24 protein-coding genes are annotated in these 18,408 nt (G+C 69.5%); 16 read left to right on the top strand and 8 right to left on the bottom strand.

Features of this window, described 5'->3' with window-relative positions; genetic code table 11:
* Together QZV94_RS13175 and QZV94_RS13170 are read left to right on the top strand one after the other, a co-directional pair.
* The coding region (locus tag QZV94_RS13175; protein WP_293678351.1) for an iron ABC transporter permease at positions 1 to 688 on the top strand (688 nt) is incomplete at its 5' end.
* The gene (locus QZV94_RS13170; protein WP_293678350.1) at positions 685 to 1,458 is read left to right on the top strand and encodes an ABC transporter ATP-binding protein; all 774 of its coding nucleotides are present in this window, start codon (positions 685 to 687) and stop codon (positions 1,456 to 1,458) included. The genes QZV94_RS13175 and QZV94_RS13170, both read left to right, overlap by 4 nt.
* A 9-nt stretch (positions 1,459 to 1,467) precedes the next feature.
* Here the strand turns inward: QZV94_RS13170 and QZV94_RS13165 are convergent, their stop codons facing one another.
* On the bottom strand, positions 1,468 to 2,106 hold the full coding sequence (locus QZV94_RS13165; protein WP_293678349.1) for a hypothetical protein: 639 nt from the start codon (positions 2,104 to 2,106) through the stop codon (positions 1,468 to 1,470).
* 114 nt (positions 2,107 to 2,220) lie between these two features.
* On the opposite strand from QZV94_RS13165, the gene QZV94_RS13160 reads away from it, so the two are divergent.
* Complete coding sequence (locus QZV94_RS13160; protein ID WP_293678348.1) at positions 2,221 to 2,616, top strand: hypothetical protein; 396 nt, start codon at positions 2,221 to 2,223, stop codon at positions 2,614 to 2,616.
* A gap of 108 nt (positions 2,617 to 2,724) precedes the next feature.
* Here QZV94_RS13160 and QZV94_RS13155 read toward each other — a convergent pair whose 3' ends face one another.
* Positions 2,725 to 3,549 carry an enoyl-CoA hydratase-related protein gene (locus QZV94_RS13155; protein ID WP_293678347.1) on the bottom strand — a complete coding sequence of 275 codons (825 nt, stop codon included), beginning with the start codon at positions 3,547 to 3,549 and terminating at the stop codon, positions 2,725 to 2,727.
* Positions 3,550 to 3,637: 88 nt separating this feature from the next.
* Here QZV94_RS13155 and QZV94_RS13150 point away from each other — a divergent pair, with 88 nt between their 5' ends.
* The 3 genes from QZV94_RS13150 to QZV94_RS13140 all read left to right on the top strand — a co-directional run bounded on the left by QZV94_RS13150 (position 3,638) and on the right by QZV94_RS13140 (position 5,907).
* Positions 3,638 to 4,408 carry a class I SAM-dependent methyltransferase gene (locus QZV94_RS13150; protein ID WP_293678346.1) on the top strand — a complete coding sequence of 257 codons (771 nt, stop codon included), beginning with the start codon at positions 3,638 to 3,640 and terminating at the stop codon, positions 4,406 to 4,408.
* A gap of 94 nt (positions 4,409 to 4,502) precedes the next feature.
* The gene (locus tag QZV94_RS13145; protein WP_293678345.1) at positions 4,503 to 4,745 is read left to right on the top strand and encodes a hypothetical protein; all 243 of its coding nucleotides are present in this window, start codon (positions 4,503 to 4,505) and stop codon (positions 4,743 to 4,745) included.
* 130 nt (positions 4,746 to 4,875) lie between these two features.
* The gene (locus QZV94_RS13140) at positions 4,876 to 5,907 is read left to right on the top strand and encodes an alpha/beta hydrolase (RefSeq protein WP_293678344.1); all 1,032 of its coding nucleotides are present in this window, start codon (positions 4,876 to 4,878) and stop codon (positions 5,905 to 5,907) included.
* Positions 5,908 to 5,973: 66 nt separating this feature from the next.
* On the opposite strand, the gene QZV94_RS13135 is transcribed toward QZV94_RS13140, so the two are convergent.
* On the bottom strand, positions 5,974 to 6,240 hold the full coding sequence (locus QZV94_RS13135; protein WP_293678343.1) for a hypothetical protein: 267 nt from the start codon (positions 6,238 to 6,240) through the stop codon (positions 5,974 to 5,976).
* 276 nt (positions 6,241 to 6,516) lie between these two features.
* On the opposite strand from QZV94_RS13135, the gene QZV94_RS13130 reads away from it, so the two are divergent.
* Positions 6,517 to 7,026: a hypothetical protein gene (locus QZV94_RS13130; RefSeq protein ID WP_293678342.1), complete on the top strand. Its 510-nt coding sequence runs from the start codon at positions 6,517 to 6,519 to the stop codon at positions 7,024 to 7,026.
* A 57-nt stretch (positions 7,027 to 7,083) separates the two neighbouring features.
* Here QZV94_RS13130 and QZV94_RS13125 read toward each other — a convergent pair whose 3' ends face one another.
* Both QZV94_RS13125 and QZV94_RS13120 read right to left on the bottom strand, forming a co-directional pair.
* The gene (locus tag QZV94_RS13125; RefSeq protein WP_293678341.1) at positions 7,084 to 7,953 is read right to left on the bottom strand and encodes an acyl-CoA thioesterase II; all 870 of its coding nucleotides are present in this window, start codon (positions 7,951 to 7,953) and stop codon (positions 7,084 to 7,086) included.
* A complete protein-coding gene (locus tag QZV94_RS13120) occupies positions 7,953 to 8,828 on the bottom strand; it encodes an acyl-CoA thioesterase II (RefSeq protein ID WP_293678340.1) in 876 nt (291 codons plus the stop codon). Before QZV94_RS13120 ends, QZV94_RS13125 begins: the two co-directional genes overlap by 1 nt.
* A gap of 82 nt (positions 8,829 to 8,910) precedes the next feature.
* On the opposite strand from QZV94_RS13120, the gene QZV94_RS13115 reads away from it, so the two are divergent.
* From QZV94_RS13115 to rplS, 3 genes are read left to right on the top strand one after another with little or no spacing between them, the layout of a single operon-like run.
* Positions 8,911 to 9,519, top strand: a complete 609-nt coding sequence (locus QZV94_RS13115; protein WP_293678339.1) for a hypothetical protein — start codon at positions 8,911 to 8,913, stop codon at positions 9,517 to 9,519.
* A gap of 39 nt (positions 9,520 to 9,558) precedes the next feature.
* Positions 9,559 to 10,278, top strand: coding sequence for a tRNA (guanosine(37)-N1)-methyltransferase TrmD (gene trmD / locus QZV94_RS13110; RefSeq protein WP_293678338.1), 720 nt, complete (start codon positions 9,559 to 9,561; stop codon positions 10,276 to 10,278).
* A gap of 10 nt (positions 10,279 to 10,288) precedes the next feature.
* On the top strand, positions 10,289 to 10,687 hold the full coding sequence (gene rplS / locus QZV94_RS13105; protein WP_293678337.1) for a 50S ribosomal protein L19: 399 nt from the start codon (positions 10,289 to 10,291) through the stop codon (positions 10,685 to 10,687).
* Positions 10,688 to 10,696: 9 nt separating this feature from the next.
* On the opposite strand, the gene QZV94_RS13100 is transcribed toward rplS, so the two are convergent.
* Positions 10,697 to 11,104 carry a hypothetical protein gene (locus QZV94_RS13100; protein WP_293678336.1) on the bottom strand — a complete coding sequence of 136 codons (408 nt, stop codon included), beginning with the start codon at positions 11,102 to 11,104 and terminating at the stop codon, positions 10,697 to 10,699.
* A 231-nt stretch (positions 11,105 to 11,335) separates the two neighbouring features.
* On the opposite strand from QZV94_RS13100, the gene leuC reads away from it, so the two are divergent.
* From leuC to QZV94_RS13070, 6 genes are all read left to right on the top strand, one after another.
* On the top strand, positions 11,336 to 12,760 hold the full coding sequence (leuC, locus tag QZV94_RS13095) for a 3-isopropylmalate dehydratase large subunit (protein ID WP_293678335.1): 1,425 nt from the start codon (positions 11,336 to 11,338) through the stop codon (positions 12,758 to 12,760).
* Positions 12,761 to 12,766: 6 nt separating this feature from the next.
* Positions 12,767 to 13,561 carry a VOC family protein gene (locus QZV94_RS13090; RefSeq protein WP_293678334.1) on the top strand — a complete coding sequence of 265 codons (795 nt, stop codon included), beginning with the start codon at positions 12,767 to 12,769 and terminating at the stop codon, positions 13,559 to 13,561.
* Entirely contained in the window at positions 13,561 to 14,172 is a 612-nt protein-coding gene (leuD, locus tag QZV94_RS13085; protein WP_293678333.1) for a 3-isopropylmalate dehydratase small subunit, read from the top strand. The genes QZV94_RS13090 and leuD overlap by 1 nt, the downstream gene beginning before the upstream one ends.
* Complete coding sequence (locus QZV94_RS13080) at positions 14,169 to 14,474, top strand: putative quinol monooxygenase (RefSeq protein ID WP_293678332.1); 306 nt, start codon at positions 14,169 to 14,171, stop codon at positions 14,472 to 14,474. The genes leuD and QZV94_RS13080 overlap by 4 nt, the downstream gene beginning before the upstream one ends.
* 11 nt (positions 14,475 to 14,485) lie before the next feature.
* A complete protein-coding gene (gene leuB / locus QZV94_RS13075) occupies positions 14,486 to 15,538 on the top strand; it encodes a 3-isopropylmalate dehydrogenase (RefSeq protein WP_293678331.1) in 1,053 nt (350 codons plus the stop codon).
* Positions 15,539 to 15,631: 93 nt separating this feature from the next.
* Positions 15,632 to 16,447, top strand: coding sequence for a PhzF family phenazine biosynthesis protein (locus tag QZV94_RS13070; RefSeq protein WP_293678330.1), 816 nt, complete (start codon positions 15,632 to 15,634; stop codon positions 16,445 to 16,447).
* Positions 16,448 to 16,507: 60 nt separating this feature from the next.
* On the opposite strand, the gene QZV94_RS13065 is transcribed toward QZV94_RS13070, so the two are convergent.
* Both QZV94_RS13065 and QZV94_RS13060 read right to left on the bottom strand, forming a co-directional pair.
* A complete protein-coding gene (locus tag QZV94_RS13065; RefSeq protein ID WP_293678329.1) occupies positions 16,508 to 16,906 on the bottom strand; it encodes a hypothetical protein in 399 nt (132 codons plus the stop codon).
* 154 nt (positions 16,907 to 17,060) lie between these two features.
* On the bottom strand, positions 17,061 to 18,408 hold a 1,348-nt coding region (locus tag QZV94_RS13060), incomplete at its 5' end, for an ATP-binding protein (protein ID WP_293678328.1).

The raw sequence follows: 18,408 nt of genomic DNA, 5'->3' as shown, positions 1-18,408 counted from the left end.
GGTGGTGGCGATCTACTTCGGCCTGACCCAGGCCTTCGCCCTGGCTGCGCCGGTCTTGGGCCTGGTGGGGGCGATGGGGGCGGGAGCGATCACCTTCGCCTTCGGCCGCGGCGGCACATTGACCCTGATCCTGGCCGGCTCGGCGGTGTCCGGCCTGATGGCGGCCTTCCTGGCGCTGGCGCTGAACTTCGCCCCCAGCCCCTACGCCGCCTACGAGATCACGGTCTGGATGCTGGGGTCGCTGTCGGAGCGCGGCTGGGACCACATTGCCCTGGTGGCGCCCTTCATCCTGGTGGGCCTGGCGATCCTCAGCTTCATGGGCCGCGCTATGAACGCGCTAGCATTGGGCGAGGTGCAGGCCGCCAGCCTGGGCATCGACCTGGATCGCACCCGCCTGCTGGCGCTGATCGGCGTCGGCTTGTCGGTGGGCGCAGCCACCTCGGTGACCGGCGCGATTGGCTTCATAGGCCTGGTGGCGCCGCACCTGGTCAGGCCGCTGGTCGGCCACGAGCCGAGCCGCACGCTGCTGCCGTCCGCCCTGCTGGGTGCGGCCCTGCTACTGGTCTCGGACATGCTCACGCGGGTGATCCACACCTCGTCCGAGCTGCGGCTGGGCGTGGTCACCAGCCTGATCGGCGCGCCCTTCTTCTTCTGGCTGGTCCTGCGCCTGCGGAAGACCGCGCCATGAACGGTCTCGCAGCCACCGGCCTCACCGTGCGCAGGGGCGGCCGCGCCATCCTGGATGCGCTCAGCTGCGCGCTGGAGCCGGGGATGTTCGTCGCGGTGGTCGGCGCCAACGGGGCGGGCAAGTCCACGCTGTTGAGCGTGCTCGCCGGCCTGCTCAAGCCCGACGCCGGCCAGGTAATGCTGGACGGGACTCCGCTCGCGGCGTTGTCCGGCCGCGAACTGGCGCGGCGGCGCGCCTACCTCCCGCAGAGCCCACGGGCCGAGTGGCCGATCTCGGTGGAGCGGCTGGTGGCGCTGGGGCTCACCCCCCAGCTGCCGGCGTTCGGCGGCCTGCCCGGCGGGCTGGAGCCGCGGCTCAGCGACGCCCTGGCCGCCTGCGATCTCGCCGCCCACCGCCACCAACCGGCCACCACCCTCTCCGGTGGCGAACTGGCCCGCGCCATGCTGGCTCGCGCCCTGATCGGCGATCCCCAGGTGCTATTGGCCGACGAGCCCATGGCGGGGCTGGACCCACGCCACAGCCTGGACACCGTGGGCCGCCTGGCCGCCCTGGCCGCCGTGGGGAAGCTGGTGGTCGCCGCCGTCCATGACCTGACGCTGGCGGCGCGCCACACCACCCACCTCCTGGCCCTGCGCGACGGCCGCCTCGCCGCTTTCGGGCCAACCGCGGAGGTGCTGACCCCGGCGCTGATCCGCCAGGTGTTCGACGTCGAGTCGGTGATCGCCGGCGCTGGCTCGAGCGCCTACGTGGACCTGCGCAATCCCGCCTAGCTGCAGGCCTTACCGGCCGCCGAGCAGCATAGTCGCCGAGGCCTCGTCGAACCGCGGGCGCTGCTTCTGGTAGGCGGCCTCGGCGGCGGCGAACCGGGTGGTCAGGGTGGTGACGGTCTGGGCCAGGGTCGCCTGCTCGGCCATGAGCTTCACGCAGGGCTCGGAGGCCGCGAACTCCGGGGTCTGGACGCACTGCAGCTGGGCCTGTGCGACAGCGTCGGTCTGGGCCTGGGCGCCGGCGCGGAATGCGGCGGCCCGCGCCGCCAAGTCGGCGCGCGCCGCCTCCGCCTCGGTTCGCGCGAGCTCCACGCGCCGGACCAGCGCCGGGCGATCGGGTGTGGCGCCGGCGCGCGATGCCGCCTCGCTGGCCTGGGCGGCCAATTCGGGGAACCGCGCCTCCGCCTTCGCGGCGGCGGCGAGATCCTCGGCCGCCCGGGTGCTGAAGGCCTGGGCCATAGCGAGCGCCTGGCTCACCATCGCCACCGTCTCGGGGGCCACCGCGGCGGCCGCCGTTGGGAGCGCGACGGGCGCGATCGAGGCGACAGGGGGCGCGGGCGGGGCCGCCGACCTGGCCGGCGCCTTCGGCTCGCAGGCGCCGAGCGCGAGGGCCAGAACGCCGAGCGAGAACCAGGTCACCATCGCGCGCATGCGGCCAACTCCCGTTGCCTTGCGATACCGGCCCCGCCCGCGGCGGCTGTCAAGCTGGCGCCCGGCAGCGCTTTGCGGAACAATGGCCCCACCAGAGTCTCGGGGGAGGCGCGCATGGACCTCATCGTCGACCAATTCAGATGGGTCATGCTCGTGGGCGGTCTCATCACCATGACGATGCTGCAGGCCGCCTTCGCGCCGCGCGCGGCGTTCCGCACGCTGCTGGGCGAAGAGCCGCAGGGGCCGCTCGCGCTCCTGATTGCGCGCAACTGGGGCCTGCTGGTCGGGGGGTCAGGCGCGCTGCTGGTCTGGGGAGCCTTCCATCCGGAGATCCGCACGCCCGTGCTGCTGTTCTCGGCCGTCGGCAAGCTGTCCTTCGTGCTGCTGGTGCTGAGCCACCCGCCGTATCGCCGAAAGGCCATTGCCGCGATCGTCATCGACGGCCTGCTGGTGGCGCTGTTCGCGGCCTACCTGCTGGCTGAAACGAAGGCGGCCCCGGCGGCCATCTAAGGCGCCAGGGCCGCACACCCGTCGCTCCGGCTCGCAAGGGGGTTGCGGGGGCAGGGAGCGCGATCGGAGCCTAGGTGGGAAAGCAAATTCCCAACGCAAGTGGCGCCGTTATTTTCCGGTGAACTTCGGGTCCCGCTTCTCCATGAAGGCCCGCATGCCCTCGGCGCTGTCCTGCGTCTTCAGAAGCGGAAGCAGTTGCAGGAACACGTGGTGGACGTGGTCCTCGAAGCGCTCCGACAGACCCATCCGCATCAGCCGCTTGGAAGCCTGCACGGCGAGCGGGGCGTTGGCGGCGATCTCGAGCGCCAGCTTGCGCGCCTCGCCCGCCAGGACGTCGGCCGGCGCGGTGTGCGAGACCAGGCCGAGTTCCAGACATTCGGCGGCGCTCAGCGTTCGTCCGGTGAAGATGATCTCGGCGGCCTTAGACCAGCCGAGCAGGCGCGGCAGGAGCCAGGTTCCGCCGCTCTCCGGCACGATCCCGCGCTTGGTGAAGGCGGCCGCCAGCTTGGCGCCCTCGGCCATGATCCGGATGTCGCAGCCGAGCGCGGTGTCCATCCCGTAGCCGGCCGCCGAGCCGTTCAGGGCGCAGATGGTGGGCGTACCCAGGTTGAAGAGCACCGTCGGCGGTGTGGCCCGCACGTCGATGTCGGTGGAGGTCGACGCGCCCTCCAGGCCCGTCCCGCCGCCGCTGGTCGCGCCGCGCAGGTCCAGGCCCGCGCAGAAGGCCCGGCCGGTGCCGGTGAGCACGATGCAGCGCACTTCCCTGTCGCGATCGGCCTTGAGCAGCAGCTCGGTCAGCTGATTCAGCATGGGGCCGGAGATGGTGTTCATCCGGTCCGGCCGGTTCAGCGTGATGGTGGCGATATGATCGCTCACCTCATAGAGCACCTCGTCGGTGGCGGCGTCGGCCGCGACGGCTGCACTGTCGGCCATGGGGTTCCTCCCGGATTGCGTGACTTGTCGATCTTGAGCCAGCACCCTAAGCCCCTGCCGTAGCGCAATCCAAACGGGGGACCAGAAGATGACCCGCTTCGCCCATTTCGCCGCCGCGTTCGCCGCTCTCGCCGTCGCGAGCGTCCCGGCGCTCGCCACCGCCGCGCCGCTGAAGGCCGCCGACTACGCCAAGATCCTCGCCGATCCCTCGCGTCCGGAAGAAGACCGCAAGGACGACGCCGCGCGCAAGCCCGCCGAGGTCCTGGCCTTCGCCCAGATCAATCCCGGCGACACCGTGCTGGAGCTCGAGGTCGGCAGGGGCTGGATGACCGAGCTAATCGCCCGTGCGGTCGGGTCGAAGGGCCACGTGATTACCCAGAACCCGAAGGAGTTCACCTACTCCGGCCCGGCCATGGCCAAGCGCCGCGAGGGGGGCGGCCTCGCCAACGTCACCGACACCACCACGCCGTTCGACGCCCTGCAGCCCGCAGACGGGACCGTCGACCGCGTGCTCTGGGTGCTGGGCCCGCACGAGATCTACTACGCGCCGAAGGACCAGCCGCAGCTCGCGGACCCCGCCAAGACCTACGCCGAGCTCTACCGGGTGCTGAAGCCTGGCGGCGTGTTCGTGGCCATGGATCACGCGGCGAGCGCCGGTGCGCCGCCCACCACCGGCTCGACGATCCACCGCATCGATCCCGCCATCGTCCTGGCCTCCGCCAAGGCCGCGGGCTTCCGGCTGGACGCCAAGAGCGAGATCCTGGCCAACCCGAGCGACGACCGGACCAAGATGGTCTTCGACCCCACGGTGCGTCGCCACACCGACCAGTTCCTGTTCCGCTTCGTGAAGCCGAAATAGGCGCCGTTCTTCCACGGATTTCTCGTGGGTTCCGGGAAACCAATCACGGTTTTGTGCGCTACGGTCCAGGTCAGCAACCCTGGGGAACCCCAAAATGCGCCTCCTGATCACCACCGCCGCGGCCCTCGCCGCCCTTTCCCTCGCCGCCTGCGAAAGCAAGGCCGACAAGGCCGCCGAAGTTAAGGCCGACTCGTTGGAATCGCAGGCCGCTGCGGCGCCGACCGAGTCCCAGGAAAAGGCCCTGAACGCGGCCGCAGACACCGTCGAGCAGCAAGCCGGCAACGTCGACGGCGGCGCCACCACCGCCAACACGCCTGACACCAGCCCGTCGAAGTAAGCGTCAAGCTCCCGACGGACGGAACGGACGAAGCCCCCGCGCCGCAAGGCCGGGGGCTTTTTCCTGGCCGCTTGGCGTCCCCTACGGCGCCATGCCACGGTTCCGCACTCAGCCTGCAGGACCGACGCACATGCCCTCGAAACTCGCCAGCGACCCCCGCATCGACCCGCGCCTGAAGGCGCTGTTCGCCTTCCCCGATGCGCCGCCGGCCGGCGACATCGATTCCCGCGAGGCTCTGCTCGCCCAGGCCAACAGCCCGCAGGCGGTGGCGGCGGAGGCGGCGATGTCCGGGCTGTTCGACGCCTGCGACGCCGAGACCAACTCACCGAGCGCGGGCCTGTCGATCCGCGACGACAGCTTCGTCTCCTCGCCGGACGGCAACACCATCCGGGTCGCCATCATCCGCCCCGACACCACCGAGCGTCTGCCTTGCGTCTACTACATCCACGGCGGCGGCATGCAGACGATGTCGTGCTTCAACGGCGTCTACAAAAGCTGGGGCCGGATCATCGCCAGCCAGGGCGTCTGCGTGGTGATGGTCGACTTCCGCAATGCGCTGCGCCCGTCCTCCGCGCCGGAGGTCCTGCCGTTCCCGGCCGGCCTCAACGACTGCGTGTCCGGCCTCAAGTGGGTGGTGGCCAACGCCGCCAAGCTCAACATCGACCCCGCCCGCATCGTGATCGCCGGCGAGAGCGGCGGCGGTAACCTCACCCTGGCCACCGGCCTCAAGCTCCTGCGCGACGGCGATATCGGCCTCGTGGCCGGTCTCTATGCGCTGTGTCCCTACATCGCCGGCCAGTGGCCGCACCCGGACAATCCGTCCTCGGTCGAAAACAACGGCATCCTGCTTGAGCTGCACAACAACCGGGGCGAGATGGCCTACGGCATAGAGGCTCACAAGGCCCGCGATCCGCTGGCCTGGCCGGGCTTCGCCACCGAGGCCGACGTCAAGGGCCTGCCGCCGGTGGTCATCAGCGTCAACGAGTGCGACCCGCTGCGCGACGAGGGCGTGGGCTTCTACCGCCTGCTCCTGCGCGCCGGCCAGCCCGCCCGCTGCCGCCAGGTGATGGGCACCATCCACGGCACGGAGATCTTCTCCATCGCCTGCCCCGACATCAGCCGCGACACCGCCGCGGACCTGGCCCGGTTCGCGAAGGGTTAGTCGTCGACCGGCTGGGGGGTGCCTAGGTTGTCGCCAACGGCGTCCTTAGGCAGGTTCCAACGCACCTCACTTCGGCGTCGGCAGCTGATAGGCCTGCTGAGGCGTGCGGCGCACCTGACCGCCGCCCGCGCCGAGATAGGCCGCAGCCATGGCGGCTCTCGCCTGTGCCCGCTGCTGATCGATCTGCATCCGACATTGGGCGTACCCCTCGGTGCCCCGCGAATAGCCGTAGTCCTGACACCGATAGTCGTCCGATGCGGCGATCTCCTCTGCGGTAGGACTGGACGCACAGCCCGCGAGCGCCATACCGAGCAGGATGCCAACGTAGCGCATGTACTAACACCCTCCGATGGAGCCGGATGGTAGGATCGCACACGGGACTCGCTCAAGCTTTGGTATTGCACGCTGGCCTGATGCGGACCGCGTTCGACGCCCGCGGGGACCGCGATGAAGACCGATTTGCCCGGAGTGGCCGCTACCACTGATTGGACCGAAGCCCAATTCCCAGCTCTCACGGAACGAATTCGGCGGCATCTTCAGCGCGTTCGCGACTGCCGCGGTCAAAAGCGCTCTTGAGCGCCAGGTTCATCCTTGGGGGGCCGGTCGGCCATGTCTCGATACCTTGCTCGACTTCAGGACCCACTGACCGCCGAGAAGATCTACTCCGCGTGCGGACGGCTCGCCCTCAACTGGGGGCAACTGGAAATTACGGTGGACATGCTAGTCATCCATCTGCGCGCCCGCCAACGTCACCCGTCCACGGGCTTCAAGTATTTCGACTTCCCCGTGTCGTTCACGAAAAAGCGGGACGAAATCAAAGACCGCCTCAAGAAGGACCCGCCGCTAGCACCGGTCCGCCCGGCTGTGACCGCCTTCCTCTCCGAGGCGAAGAAGCTTCATGACATACGGGTGACGGTTCTCCACGGCATCTGCGAAGGCATGCGCGTGGATGGAAGGATCGCCTTCATGATCTCCGACATGAAGGGTTTCGGAGGCTGGCGGCACAAGTACCTGACCCTCACGCGAATCGAGGAAGCCGCCGACCAAATGCTGTCGCTCTACGACGTCGGCGGCCCGCTACTGCGGCTCATGCCGCTCAGCGACCCACCGACGGAATGACGCCAGGATTTGCACGGCCGCGCCGCGACCACCGAAATCAGAACAAAATAAAGAGCATCACCCCTTCGGCTTCCTTCTCCGCATTAACCCCTCCTGCGCGCAGCTCGCCACCAGCGCCCCATCCGAGGCGCGGTAGATGTAGCCGAGGTTGAAGCCGCGGCCGCCGGAGGCGGAGGGGCTTTCCTGCTGATAGAGGTGCCACTCGTTGAAGTCGGTGGGCTGGTGGAACCACATCGCGTGGTCGAGGCTCGCCATCAGGATCTCGTTGTGGAAGTCCCGAGCGTGCGGCAGGACCGCGGTGCCAAGCAGGCTCATGTCCGAGGCGTAGGCCAGGATCACCTGGTGCATGTGCGGGTCGGAGCCGATCGGGTCCTTGGCGCGGAACCAGACCTGCTGCAGCGGCTCGCGCGGGCCCACCGTTGAGACGGTGTCGAACCGGCCGCTGACGGTGCGCATCTCGATGGGCTGCGGCGCATCCATCCACTTGCGCATCTCCGGCGGCGCCTTGGCCAGCATCCGCCGCCGGCGCTCAAGGTCATCCTCGATGCCGTCGGGCCCCTTGGCGGGCGGCATCTCCGACTGGTGCTCGAAGCCGGTCTCCTCCACCTGGAACGAGGCGGCGAGGTTGAAGATCTGCTGGCCGTGCTGGATCGCCACCACCCGCCGGGTGGTGAAGCTGCCGCCGTCGCGGGAACGGTCCACGTCGAAGATGATCGGCACGTTGGGGTCGCCCGGCCGGATGAAGTAGCAGTGCAGCGAGTGGCAGATCCGGTCCTCGACCGTCTGGTAGGCCGCCAGCAGCGACTGGGCGATCACCTGGCCGCCGTAGATGCGCTCGCGCGGCTCCTCCTCCGGCGTGAAGCCGCGGAAGAGGTTCACTTCCAGGCGCTCCAGGTCCAGCGCCTTGACCAGGGTCTGGGTGTCCATCAGTCGGCCTTTCGCATGCGCAGCAGGCCTTCCTGGGTCACGGAGGCCACGAGCGTGCCGTCTTCTGCATAGATCGAGCCGCGGATGAACCCGCGGCCGTCCGCGGCCGACGGGCTGTCCTGGGCGTAGAGGTGCCACTGGTTGAAGTCGGTGGGCGTGTGGAACCACATGGCGTGGTCGAGGCTCGCCGACTGGAAGTTCTTGGTCTGCCAGTGCACCCCGTGCGGTCGCATCGCCGTCGACAGCAGGTTCATGTCCGAGGCGTAGGCCAGGATGACCTGGTGCATGTGCGCATCGTCGCCGATCGGCGTGCCGCACCGGAACCAGCTCTGCGACACCGGCGGCTTGGGGGCGCCGTCGCGCCAATAGGTGCGCGCGTCCTGCGAGCGCATCTCGATGGGCATCGGCCGCTCCAGGAAGCGCTTCGCCTCGGGCGGCATCTCCTTCATCAGCTCGGCCATCACCTCGCGCTGGTCGGGCAACGCGCTCCAGTGCGGCCCCTCCGGCATCTGCGACTGGTGCTTGAAGCCCTCTTCGGGGTCCTTGAACGAGGCGGCGAGATTGAAGATCTGCTTGCCGCGCTGGATCGCCACGACCCGCCGGGTGGTGAAGCTGCCGCCGTCGCGCGACCGATCCACCTCGAAGACGATCGGCACGGTGGGGTCGCCCGGGCGGATGAAGTAGCAGTGCAGCGAGTGGCAGACTCGCGCCTCCACAGTCTCGTAAGCCGCCAGCAACGACTGGGCGATGACCTGGCCGCCGAAGATGCGGCCCGGCCGCGTGTCCGGCGAGGTCCCGCGGAACAGGTTCTCCTCGATCCGCTCCAGCTGGAGGGTCTCCACGAGGGTTTCGTCTTGCGCGTCGTCTTCACTCATCTGGCGGCGCTTACGCGGGGGCGGGGCATTGAACAAGCCGTTCGCCTTGCGTCCAGGTGGTCGGCGCCCCCATCTTCCCGCAATGGGGGAGCCCGCCGACACCATCAGGCCGGTCTGGCGTACGCCGCTGGCGGCGGCCCTCATTGCGTGGATGGGGCTGGTGGTGGGCGTCACGCTGGCCTCGTCGCGCCTGCTGGAGGTGCTGCCGGCCAGCGGCCTGCCGTTTATCGCCATTGGGCTCTACCTGGCGCCCATCCCGATCCTGCTGGTCTGGAGCTTCTGGGCCATGCTCCGCGAGCCGATGACCGGCTGGCTGGCGCCGACCATCGTGCTGGCCTTCTGCGGCGGGTTCATCCCGCTGTTCCGCCCGCTGTTCGACGTGGGCGTCAGCCTCAACTTCGCGGCCCACCGGCCGGCCTACGAAGCCATTGTCGCCGACATCGGCGAGAGTGGTCAGCCGGGCCAGCGCGGCTGGATTGAGGGCCGCGCCGGCGCCGTCCGCTACGGCTTCCAGGCCGACCACCGCGACGTGGTGCAGTTCGTCTGGAGCGACGGCGCCTACCTGCCGTCCGGCGTCGTCTATGACGCCAAGTCCTGCGGGGTCCCCCGCTCCGCACAGCGTCGCCGCATCATCTCGACCTACGACCGCCACCTGGGCGGCCACTACTGCTACGTCCGCGACTTTCTGTAGGCGCTTGACGGCCAGCCTCTCGTAGCGCCTTCACCGCCCATGGCCTTCGACTGCACCGTGCTGACCATGTTCCCGGAGGCGTTTCCGGGCCCGCTGGGGGTCTCCCTGATCGGCACGGCGTGGCGAGAGGCCGGCCTCTGGTCCCTGGAAACGGTGGACATTCGGGGCTTTTCCAAAGATAAGCGCGGCTTCCTCGACGACACCCCCGCGGGTGGCGGTCCTGGACAGGTGATGCGGGCGGACGTGATCGCCTCCGCGCTGGACAGCGTGGAGCGGCGCGGACGGCCGCTTTTGTACATGAGCGCGAGGGGCCGCCCTCTCACCCAAGCGCTTGTAAAACAATGGGCTTCCGGGCCGGGACTGATCGTCCTGGCCGGGCGGTTCGAGGGGGTGGACCAGCGGGTGCTAGACGCTCGCGGGTTCGAGGAGATCGCCGTCGGCGACGCGGTCCTGGCCGGTGGCGAGGCGGCGGCCATGGTGGCGATCGAGGCGTGCGTACGGCTGGTCCCGGGTGTGCTGGGGCAGGCCGAGAGCTTGAGTGAAGAGAGCTTCGAGGACGGGCTCCTCGAACATCCGCAGTACACGCGACCGCGGACGTTCGAAGGGTTGGATATCCCCGAGGTGCTGCTGTCCGGGAACCACGCGGTCATCCGCAAGTGGCGCCAGGACCAGCGGCAGGAGACCACGCGGAAGCAGCGGCCCGACCTCTGGGCCAAGGCGACCGCCAATCAACAGGCAAAGGGCGATAAAGCCCGGTAAGGACAAGACCATGAACGTGATCGAGACCCTGCGTAAGGAAGAAGCCGACCGCCTGCTGGCCGTCCGCAAGGTTCCTGAGTTCCGCCCCGGCGACACGGTGCGCGTGAACGTGAAGATCAAGGAAGGCGAGCGCGAGCGCGTCCAGGCCTATGAGGGCGTCTGCATCGCCCGCGGCGGCCACGGGATCGACGAGAGCTTCACCGTCCGCAAGATTTCCTTCGGCGAGGGCGTGGAGCGGGTGTTCCCGATCCTGTCGCCGAACATCGAGAGCATCGAAGTGAAGCGCCGCGGCGTCGTGCGGCGCGCCAAGCTGTATTACCTGCGCGACCGTCGCGGGAAGTCGGCGCGGATCGCCGAGCGCCAGATGACGGCGCGGCCGACGGCGGAAGACGCGCCCTCCGAAGGCTAGAGGCGAGGGCTACGCCGCCCGCCGCGCCTGCGGGGTGCAGGCGGCGACGTAGTCGGCCTGCATCTGTGGGGTCAGCACCTCGATCATGATGCGGTTCTCGATCCACAGCTCGATCACATGGAAACGGCCGCGGCTGCGGCGCGCCGCAGGCCAGCCCTCGGCCGCGCTCACGGCGCAGACCTCGACTTCGCTCAGGTGTGTCGCCATGGAGAACGGTGCGAAGCCGTTGGCGGCGGCCGGGACCTGCAGCGCCTCGCCGCGGGGGCGGACCTCGATGGCCGGGCCCCGCTCGTCGTCCGACACCACGATCCACAGGCCGGGCTCGACGGCGGGATAGGCCTCGCCGGCGCAGATCCAGGCCAGGGACTTGGCCACGCGCTCGGGCTGATGGGCGTCGATGGAGAGGTGGAATTTCATCGGGGAAGCTCTTGGGTTCGGGGGAGCCCAAGGGATAGGCTGCGACGCGCCACTGCGAAATCAGCGTTATCGCACCGGTGTGCTGCATTGACGCAGACCGTCCGCCTGCCGAGCCGCATTCTCTGAGTCCGGAGTTCGCCGCCTCCGCCGGGTGGGGTTAGGCCTACGTCGCACGATCCTGCGGCGCCGCAGCACTAGACGATCCTGCCTCGCGCGACCTACATGCGGCCCATGGCCGGCAAGACCCTCTACGACAAGATCTGGGACGCCCATGTCGTCGACACCCAGGACGGCGAGGCGATTCTCTATATCGACCTGCACCTGATCCATGAGGTGACCACCCCGCAAGCCTTCGCAGGGCTCCGGGCCAACCGGCGCGCCGTGCGCCGGCCCGACCGCACGCTGGCCGTCGCCGACCACAACGTACCCACCGAGGGCCAGGCCCTGGGAGTTGACGCCGTCGCGGACGAGGAGGCCCGTCTGCAGCTGCAGACCCTGGCCAAGAATGTCAAGGACTACGGCATCGAGTTCTTCCCGATGGGCGACGTTCGCAACGGCATCGTCCATGTCGTAGGCCCCGAGCAGGGCCGCACTCAGCCCGGCATGACCATCGTCTGCGGCGACAGCCACACCTCCACCCACGGCGCGTTCGGCGCACTGGCGCACGGCATCGGCACCTCGGAGGTCGAGCACGTGCTGGCCACCCAGACCTTGCGCCAGAAGAAGGCCAAGAACTTCCGCGTCCGCATCGAGGGCGAGCCTGCGCCAGGCGTCGGCGCCAAGGACTTCGCGCTCGCCGTCATCGGCGAGATCGGCACCGCCGGCGGCACGGGCTCGGTGATCGAGTTCGCCGGCTCCGCCGTCCGCGGGCTGTCGATGGAGGGCCGCATGACCCTCTGCAACCTGACCATCGAGGGCGGGGCTAAGGCCGGCCTGGTCGCGCCCGACGAGAAGACCTTCGACTACCTGATGGGCCGACCGGCGACACCGAAGGGCGGCGCCTGGGAGATGGCGCTGGCTTACTGGAAGACCTTCTTCAGCGACGATGACGCCGTCTTCGACCGCGAGATCGTCCTCGACGCCGCCTCGATCGCCCCCACCGTCACCTGGGGCACCAGTCCTGAGGACGTGGTCGCTGTGACCGGCAAGGTGCCGGGGCCCGACACGGCCTCCACCCCGGACAAACGCGCCTCGATCACCAGGTCACTCGAATATATGGGGCTCGAAGCTGGGCAGCCGATCACCGACGCGAAGATCGACGTGGTGTTCATCGGCTCCTGCACCAACAGCCGCATCGAGGACCTGCGCAGCGCCGCCGAGATCGTTCAGACCGCGTTCCTGAACGGCCTGCTCGTCGCCCCCCATGTCCGCGCCATGGTGGTGCCCGGCTCCGGCCTCGTCAGCGCCCAGGCTGAGGCGGAGGGCCTGGACGCCATTTTCAAGGCCGCCGGCTTCGAATGGCGCGAGCCGGGCTGCTCCATGTGCCTGGCGATGAACCCCGACAAGCTGGAGCCCGGCCAGCGCTGCGCCTCCACCTCGAACCGCAACTTCGAGGGCCGCCAGGGCCGCGGCGGCCGAACCCACCTGATGAGCCCCGCTATGGCCGCCGCCGCCGCCATCGCCGGCCACATCGCCGACGTGCGGGACTACCTGTGAGGCGCCGTGATTAAGGGCCTCCACCACATCGCCGTTGTCGTCCGCGACTTCGACGCCGCCGCCCAGGGTTACCAGCGCCTGCTGGACGTGGCGTCGACGGCGCAGGACGGCGGCGGCGCGCGGCGGGCGTGGTTCTGGCTCGACAACATCGGCCTTGAGCTGATCTCGCCGGATGGCGACGGGCCCTCGGGCGACCGGGTCCGTGCCCGGCTCGAAGCGGCCGGCGAGGGCCAGTGGCTGGTCGCCTTCACCGCCTCCGACCTCGGCGCCGACAGCCGACTGCTCGAGCGTCGCGGCCTCGCGGTCAGCGAACGGACCGAGCGCGCCACCATGTTCGAACCCGCCTCGACCGGCGGCGTGCAGCTCGCGCTGATGGGCTTCCCGCGCCTGGTGTCCCAGGCGAAGGGTCCCCTGGTTGGGCTCGACCATGTGGTGGTGAACACGGCCAATCCCGACCGGGCGCTTGCGGTCTACGGCGCGAAGCTCGGCCTGGAACTGCGGCTGGACCGCAACAACGAGCAATGGGGGGCCCGGCAGATGTTCTTCCGCGCCGGCGACGACCTCGTCGAGATCGGCGCCAGCCTGAAGGCGCCCGTCACCGACGCCCCAGACAGCTTCGGCGGCCTGGCCTGGTTGGCCAGCGATCCGGCGGCGGTGCACGCCCGCCTTGCCGCCTCCGGCTTCAACGTCTCGGAGATGCGCAAGGGCCGCAAGCCCGGCACCCAGGTCTTCACGGTCCGCGACGCGCCTGGCGGCGTGCCGACCATCGTCATCCAGCAGACCGCCCCGGAGCCCGCCTGATGGACGCCTTCACCCGCCTGGACGCCAAGGTCGTACCGCTGCCGCTGGCCAACATCGACACCGACCAGATCATTCCCAAGCAGTTCCTGAAGACCGTGGATCGCTCCGGCCTGGCCGAGGGGCTGTTCTACGACCTGCGCTTCGACGAGCAGGGCCGCCCGAAGCCCGACTTCGTGCTGAACCAGCCGGCCTACAAGAACGCCGGCGTCTTGGTGACCGGGGACAACTTCGGCTGCGGTTCCTCGCGCGAGCACGCGCCCTGGGCGCTGATCGACTTCGGTATCCGCTCGGTGATCTCCACCAGCTTCGCCGACATCTTCTACAACAACTGCTTCCAGAATGGCCTCTTGCCCGTGGTGCTGAAGGCCCACGAGGTGCAGCAGCTGATGGACGAGGCCCGCGGCGGCAACCACGTGGTCAGCGTCGACCTGGAAGCCCAGACCGTGACCTCGCCGTCCGGGGCCGTGTTCACCTTTGAGATCGACCCGCAGCGCAAGATCAAGATGCTGAACGGCCTCGACGCCATCGGCGAGACCCTGCAGGCGGAAAAGTCCATCGACACCTATGAGATGAAGCGGGCGCTGTCGCAGCCCTGGCTGGAGGGCGCATGAAGGTCATAATCGCAGGCACGGTCAGCGTACCGCCGGAGAACGTCGAGAAGCTTCGGCCCCACATGCACACCATGCTGGCGGCCAGCCGCGCCGAGGACGGTTGCGAGACCTATTCCTACGGCTTCGACGCCAAGGAGCCGGGGCTGGTGCGTATCTTCGAGATCTGGCGCGACCGCGAGGCGCTGAACGCCCACATCAAGGCGCCGCACATGGCGCCCTGGCGCGCCGCCGGCGCCGAGCTCGGGGTTTCAGACCGCCGCCTCAGCCTGTACGAGGTCGCCTCCGAAACCCCGCTGGCCTGAAAGCGCTTCCCATGACCGACCTCTTGCTCCTGCCCGGCGACGGGATCGGGCCGGAAGTGACCGCCCAGGTTCGGCGCGTGGCCGAGAAGCTGACGCCGGACCTCAGCCTCGACGAGCGGCCGTTCGGCGGGATCAGCTACGACCAGCTGGGCACGCCATTGGCCGACGAGACCCTGGCTGCGGCCAAGGCCGCCCGAGCCGTGCTGATGGGCGCGGTGGGTGGTCCGCAGTGGGCCGCCGCCCCGCGGGACAAGCGGCCTGAGGCGGGGCTCCTGGCGCTGCGGGCGGGCATGGGCGTGTTCGCCAACCTGCGCCCGGCCCTCTGCTTCCAGCCGCTCGCCGACGCCTCCAGCCTGAAGCGGGAGATCGTCGAGGGCTTGGACCTGATGATCGTGCGCGAGCTGACCGGCGGCATCTACTTCGGCATCCCCCGGTTCATCGAGGACCTGCCGGGCGGCGGCCGCCGCGCCGTCGACACCCAGGTCTACACCACCGCCGAGATCGAGCGCGTGGCCCGGGTGGCCTTCGAGCTGGCCCGCGGCCGGCGCAACAAGGTCGCCTCCGCCGAGAAGTCCAACGTGATGGATTCGGGTCTGCTCTGGCGCGAGGTGGTCACCGACCTGCACAAGCGCGACTACGCCGACGTCGAGCTGACCCACATCCTGGCCGACAACGCCGCCATGCAGCTCGTGCGGGCGCCCAAGCAGTTCGACGTGCTGGTCACCGACAACCTGTTCGGCGACATCCTCTCCGATGCCGCAGCCCAACTGACCGGCTCGCTGGGCATGCTGCCCTCGGCGGCGCTGGGCGTCGCCGGGACCCCCGGCCTCTACGAACCCATCCACGGGTCCGCACCCGACATCGCCGGCAAGGGCGTCGCCAACCCGCTGGCGGCGATCCTGTCGTTCGAGATGGCGTTACGCTGGTCCCTGGACCGGCCCGCCGAGGCCGACCGCCTCTACGCCGCCGTCGGCGCGGCCCTGGAGGCCGGCGCGCGCACGGCGGACCTCGGCGGATCGCTCACCACCGTCCAGATGGGCGACGCGGTGCTGGCCCGGCTCTAGGCAGTGCCGGGCCGTCGCCCGGGAACTGGCCCTTGCCGATCGGCGACCGGGATCGCAAGTCCCGCGGCGAGACCTTTTTTCCGAGGACCCGCCATGCGCCAGTGGACTGTCGACGCCTTCGCCGCCCAGCCGTTCCGCGGCAATCCCGCCTGCGTGGTCGAGCCCTTCGCCGCCTGGCCGGACGCAGCCTGGATGCAGGCCCTGGCGGCCGAGAACAACCAGGCCGAGACGGCCTTCCTGCTGCGGACGCAGGACCCCGCGCGCTTCGGCCTCCGATGGTTCACGCCGGCCGTGGAGGTCCCGCTCTGCGGCCACGCCACGCTGGCGTCGAGCCACGCGTTGCTGAGCGAACTGGGCGTGGCGGCCCCGGCGCTGACCTTCGACACCGCGTCTGGGCCCCTGGTCGTGCAGCGGTCGGGTGACGGGTATGAGATGGATTTCCCGGGGCAGGCCCCCGTGCGCATCGACATCCCCGACGGCCTGGCCCTGGCGCTGGGGGCGGAGCCGCGCGAAGTGTGGGCCGGGCCATACCTTGTGGCGCTGTTCGACGAGCCGCAGACGATACGTAGCCTCGCGCCCGATCTCATGGCGCTGCGGACCATCGGTCACGCGGCCACGCTGGGTCCGGGCAACATCGGGGTGGCCGCCTTGGCCGCGCCGGGTGCGGACCATGACGTGGTCGCCCGCTTCTTCGCGCCGGGCTCCGGTATTCCGGAGGATCCGGCGACAGGTTCGCTCTACTGCCTGCTCACCCCCCTGTTCGCCGAGAAGCTGGGACGCGAGGCGATCCGCTTCCACCAGGCCTATCCCGGCCGGGGCGCCGACGTGGCGTGCGTGCTGGCGGGGGGTGGCCGGGTCCTGATCCATGGCCGCGCAGTGACGGTCGTGGAGAGCCGCCTGCGCCTATGACCGAGCGCGAGAACGCCCCCGGAGCGGAACTCCGGGGGCTCTCTTGCGGCTCAGGACGGCCTAGCCGCGACGGTTGTCGCGATCGTGGCGTTCCGCGCGGATCTGCGACTCCAGCCGGTCCATGCGGCGGTTGAGGTCCTGCCGCTCCCATTGCGACAGGCCGTTCGCCCGGTACCTGGACTCCAGCTGGGCGATCTGGCGAGACTCGCCGCGCAGGCGGTAGGCCTCGCGGCGGGAGAGGTCGCCGGTGCGGATGCCGCGGTCGATCCGGCGTTCCAGGTTCTGCTGGCGCTCGTTGATCGAGACGCGAGCCCCGCGGTCGTGCCCGCCGTTCCAGTCCCGAGCCTGTTCGTGGCGGCCCTGGTCGTGACGGGCCTGGCCGTAGGGCTGAGCGGCGGCGGGGGCGGCGACAGCGGTGACCGCAGCGATGACGGCCAGCGAGGCGATAAGGGTCTTCATCTTCGGATCTCCTGATCCATCTCCAGGCCGGGAGTGACCTTTCGACGATCAGAAGACCACGCCGGGCATGACCCCAGCCTGAGGCCAAGGTTGGCTGAGGTTCAGCTTGATGACGCCCCGTTCAGGTAGGTCAGGGGCTCGGAGGAAGGGCCGGTCAGGCCGCCGCGCCGGCCTCGGCCTGCACCGGGGAGATTCCGTCGGTGGCGGCGGCCTGCAGGACGGCCGAGATCGCGTCGTAGAGCTTGGCGATCTCGATCGGCTTGGCCACGTGTGCGTCCATGCCCACCGCCAGATATTCCTCGACCTGGTGGGTCAGCGCATTGGCGGTAAGGGCGATGATCGGCGTGCGCCGCCGTGTGAGATGGCGCTCCGCCTCGCGGATGGCGGCCGCGGCGCTGATGCCGTCCATCACGGGCATCTGGATGTCCATGAGGATCAGGTCGTAGACACCGGCGCGCCACGCTTCCACGGCTTCCTTGCCGTCGGGCACGATGTGGACGTCGATGCCGAGCGAACCCAGGACCGCGGCCAGCACCTGCTGGTTGGTGGGGTTGTCCTCGGCCGCCAGGATGCGCAGGTCGCCGTCGTCGCGCGACGACGGCAGTTGCGGCTCGGCCGGCTGGACTGCAGCGCCGCGCTCGAGCGGCAGTTCGACCGTGAAGGTCGAGCCGTGGCCCTCGCGGCTCTCCACATCGATCGAGCCGCCCATCATCTGGGTCAGCTCGCGGCAGATGGCGAGGCCGAGGCCCGTGCCGCCGAACCGCCGTGTTGCCGAGTTGTCCGCCTGAGTGAATTTCTCGAACAGGCTCGGCAGCTTCTCGGGCGCGATGCCGACCCCGCTGTCGCTTACAACGATCCGCAGGGCGCCGTTGGCGGCGACGTCGATGCGCGTGCCAATTGTGCCCTGGGGCGTGAACTTGATGGCGTTGGAGAGCAGGTTTCCGACGATCTGACGCAGGCGATCGGCGTCGCCACGCCACCAGCCGCTGGCCGCCTCGGCGACCTCGAACTCGAACACCAGTCCCTTGCCCTGGGCGAGGACTTCATAGGTTTCGCGCACCTGGCTGGCCACCGATCCCACGTCGAAGTCTTCGGTGAACAGACTGAGCTTGCCGGCCTCGATCTTGGAGAGGTCGAGCACGTCGTTCAGAACCGCCAGCAAAAGCCCGCCCGAGCGGCGGATCACGTCGAGGCGGTCGCGCTGCACGTCGGCCAGGTCGCCCAGGGCCATCACCTCGGCCATGGCCAGCACGCCGTTCAGAGGTGTGCGGATTTCATGGCTCATGTTGGCAAGGAACTGGGTCTTCAACACGTTGGCGGCGTTGGCGATGTCGCGCGCCTCCTCCAGCTGGCGCATAGCCGCCTTCAGGTCGCCCTCCCGCTCGGCCAGCTTGGCCAGGAGGTGATTGAAGCTCTCGGTCAGGCTCTGGAACAGCTCGTCGTTGGCGTCCACCGTCACCGGCACGAAACTCCCGCCGGCGGCGACGTCGTGCATGGCGGCC

It is taken from the genome of uncultured Phenylobacterium sp. (assembly GCF_902826855.1).
GTDB lineage: Bacteria > Pseudomonadota > Alphaproteobacteria > Caulobacterales > Caulobacteraceae > Phenylobacterium.
Note: the sequence above shows the minus strand (reverse complement) of the source record. Positions and strands in the feature narration are given on the sequence as shown.

Coding starts and splice junctions, on each gene's coding strand:
- QZV94_RS13165 (WP_293678349.1), bottom strand. CDS start 2,106: ATGCGCGCGATGGTGACCTGGTTCTCGCTCGGCGTTCTGGCCCTCGCG.
- QZV94_RS13065 (WP_293678329.1), bottom strand. CDS start 16,906: ATGAAGACCCTTATCGCCTCGCTGGCCGTCATCGCTGCGGTCACCGCT.
- QZV94_RS13120 (WP_293678340.1), bottom strand. CDS start 8,828: ATGAGTGAAGACGACGCGCAAGACGAAACCCTCGTGGAGACCCTCCAG.
- QZV94_RS13160 (WP_293678348.1), top strand. CDS start 2,221: ATGGACCTCATCGTCGACCAATTCAGATGGGTCATGCTCGTGGGCGGT.
- QZV94_RS13130 (WP_293678342.1), top strand. CDS start 6,517: ATGTCTCGATACCTTGCTCGACTTCAGGACCCACTGACCGCCGAGAAG.
- QZV94_RS13170 (WP_293678350.1), top strand. CDS start 685: ATGAACGGTCTCGCAGCCACCGGCCTCACCGTGCGCAGGGGCGGCCGC.
- QZV94_RS13140 (WP_293678344.1), top strand. CDS start 4,876: ATGCCCTCGAAACTCGCCAGCGACCCCCGCATCGACCCGCGCCTGAAG.
- QZV94_RS13070 (WP_293678330.1), top strand. CDS start 15,632: ATGCGCCAGTGGACTGTCGACGCCTTCGCCGCCCAGCCGTTCCGCGGC.
- QZV94_RS13080 (WP_293678332.1), top strand. CDS start 14,169: ATGAAGGTCATAATCGCAGGCACGGTCAGCGTACCGCCGGAGAACGTC.
- leuB (WP_293678331.1), top strand. CDS start 14,486: ATGACCGACCTCTTGCTCCTGCCCGGCGACGGGATCGGGCCGGAAGTG.
- leuC (WP_293678335.1), top strand. CDS start 11,336: ATGGCCGGCAAGACCCTCTACGACAAGATCTGGGACGCCCATGTCGTC.
- QZV94_RS13115 (WP_293678339.1), top strand. CDS start 8,911: ATGGGGGAGCCCGCCGACACCATCAGGCCGGTCTGGCGTACGCCGCTG.
- QZV94_RS13135 (WP_293678343.1), bottom strand. CDS start 6,240: ATGCGCTACGTTGGCATCCTGCTCGGTATGGCGCTCGCGGGCTGTGCG.
- QZV94_RS13150 (WP_293678346.1), top strand. CDS start 3,638: ATGACCCGCTTCGCCCATTTCGCCGCCGCGTTCGCCGCTCTCGCCGTC.
- leuD (WP_293678333.1), top strand. CDS start 13,561: ATGGACGCCTTCACCCGCCTGGACGCCAAGGTCGTACCGCTGCCGCTG.
- QZV94_RS13125 (WP_293678341.1), bottom strand. CDS start 7,953: ATGGACACCCAGACCCTGGTCAAGGCGCTGGACCTGGAGCGCCTGGAA.
- QZV94_RS13145 (WP_293678345.1), top strand. CDS start 4,503: ATGCGCCTCCTGATCACCACCGCCGCGGCCCTCGCCGCCCTTTCCCTC.
- QZV94_RS13155 (WP_293678347.1), bottom strand. CDS start 3,549: ATGGCCGACAGTGCAGCCGTCGCGGCCGACGCCGCCACCGACGAGGTG.
- rplS (WP_293678337.1), top strand. CDS start 10,289: ATGAACGTGATCGAGACCCTGCGTAAGGAAGAAGCCGACCGCCTGCTG.
- trmD (WP_293678338.1), top strand. CDS start 9,559: ATGGCCTTCGACTGCACCGTGCTGACCATGTTCCCGGAGGCGTTTCCG.
- QZV94_RS13100 (WP_293678336.1), bottom strand. CDS start 11,104: ATGAAATTCCACCTCTCCATCGACGCCCATCAGCCCGAGCGCGTGGCC.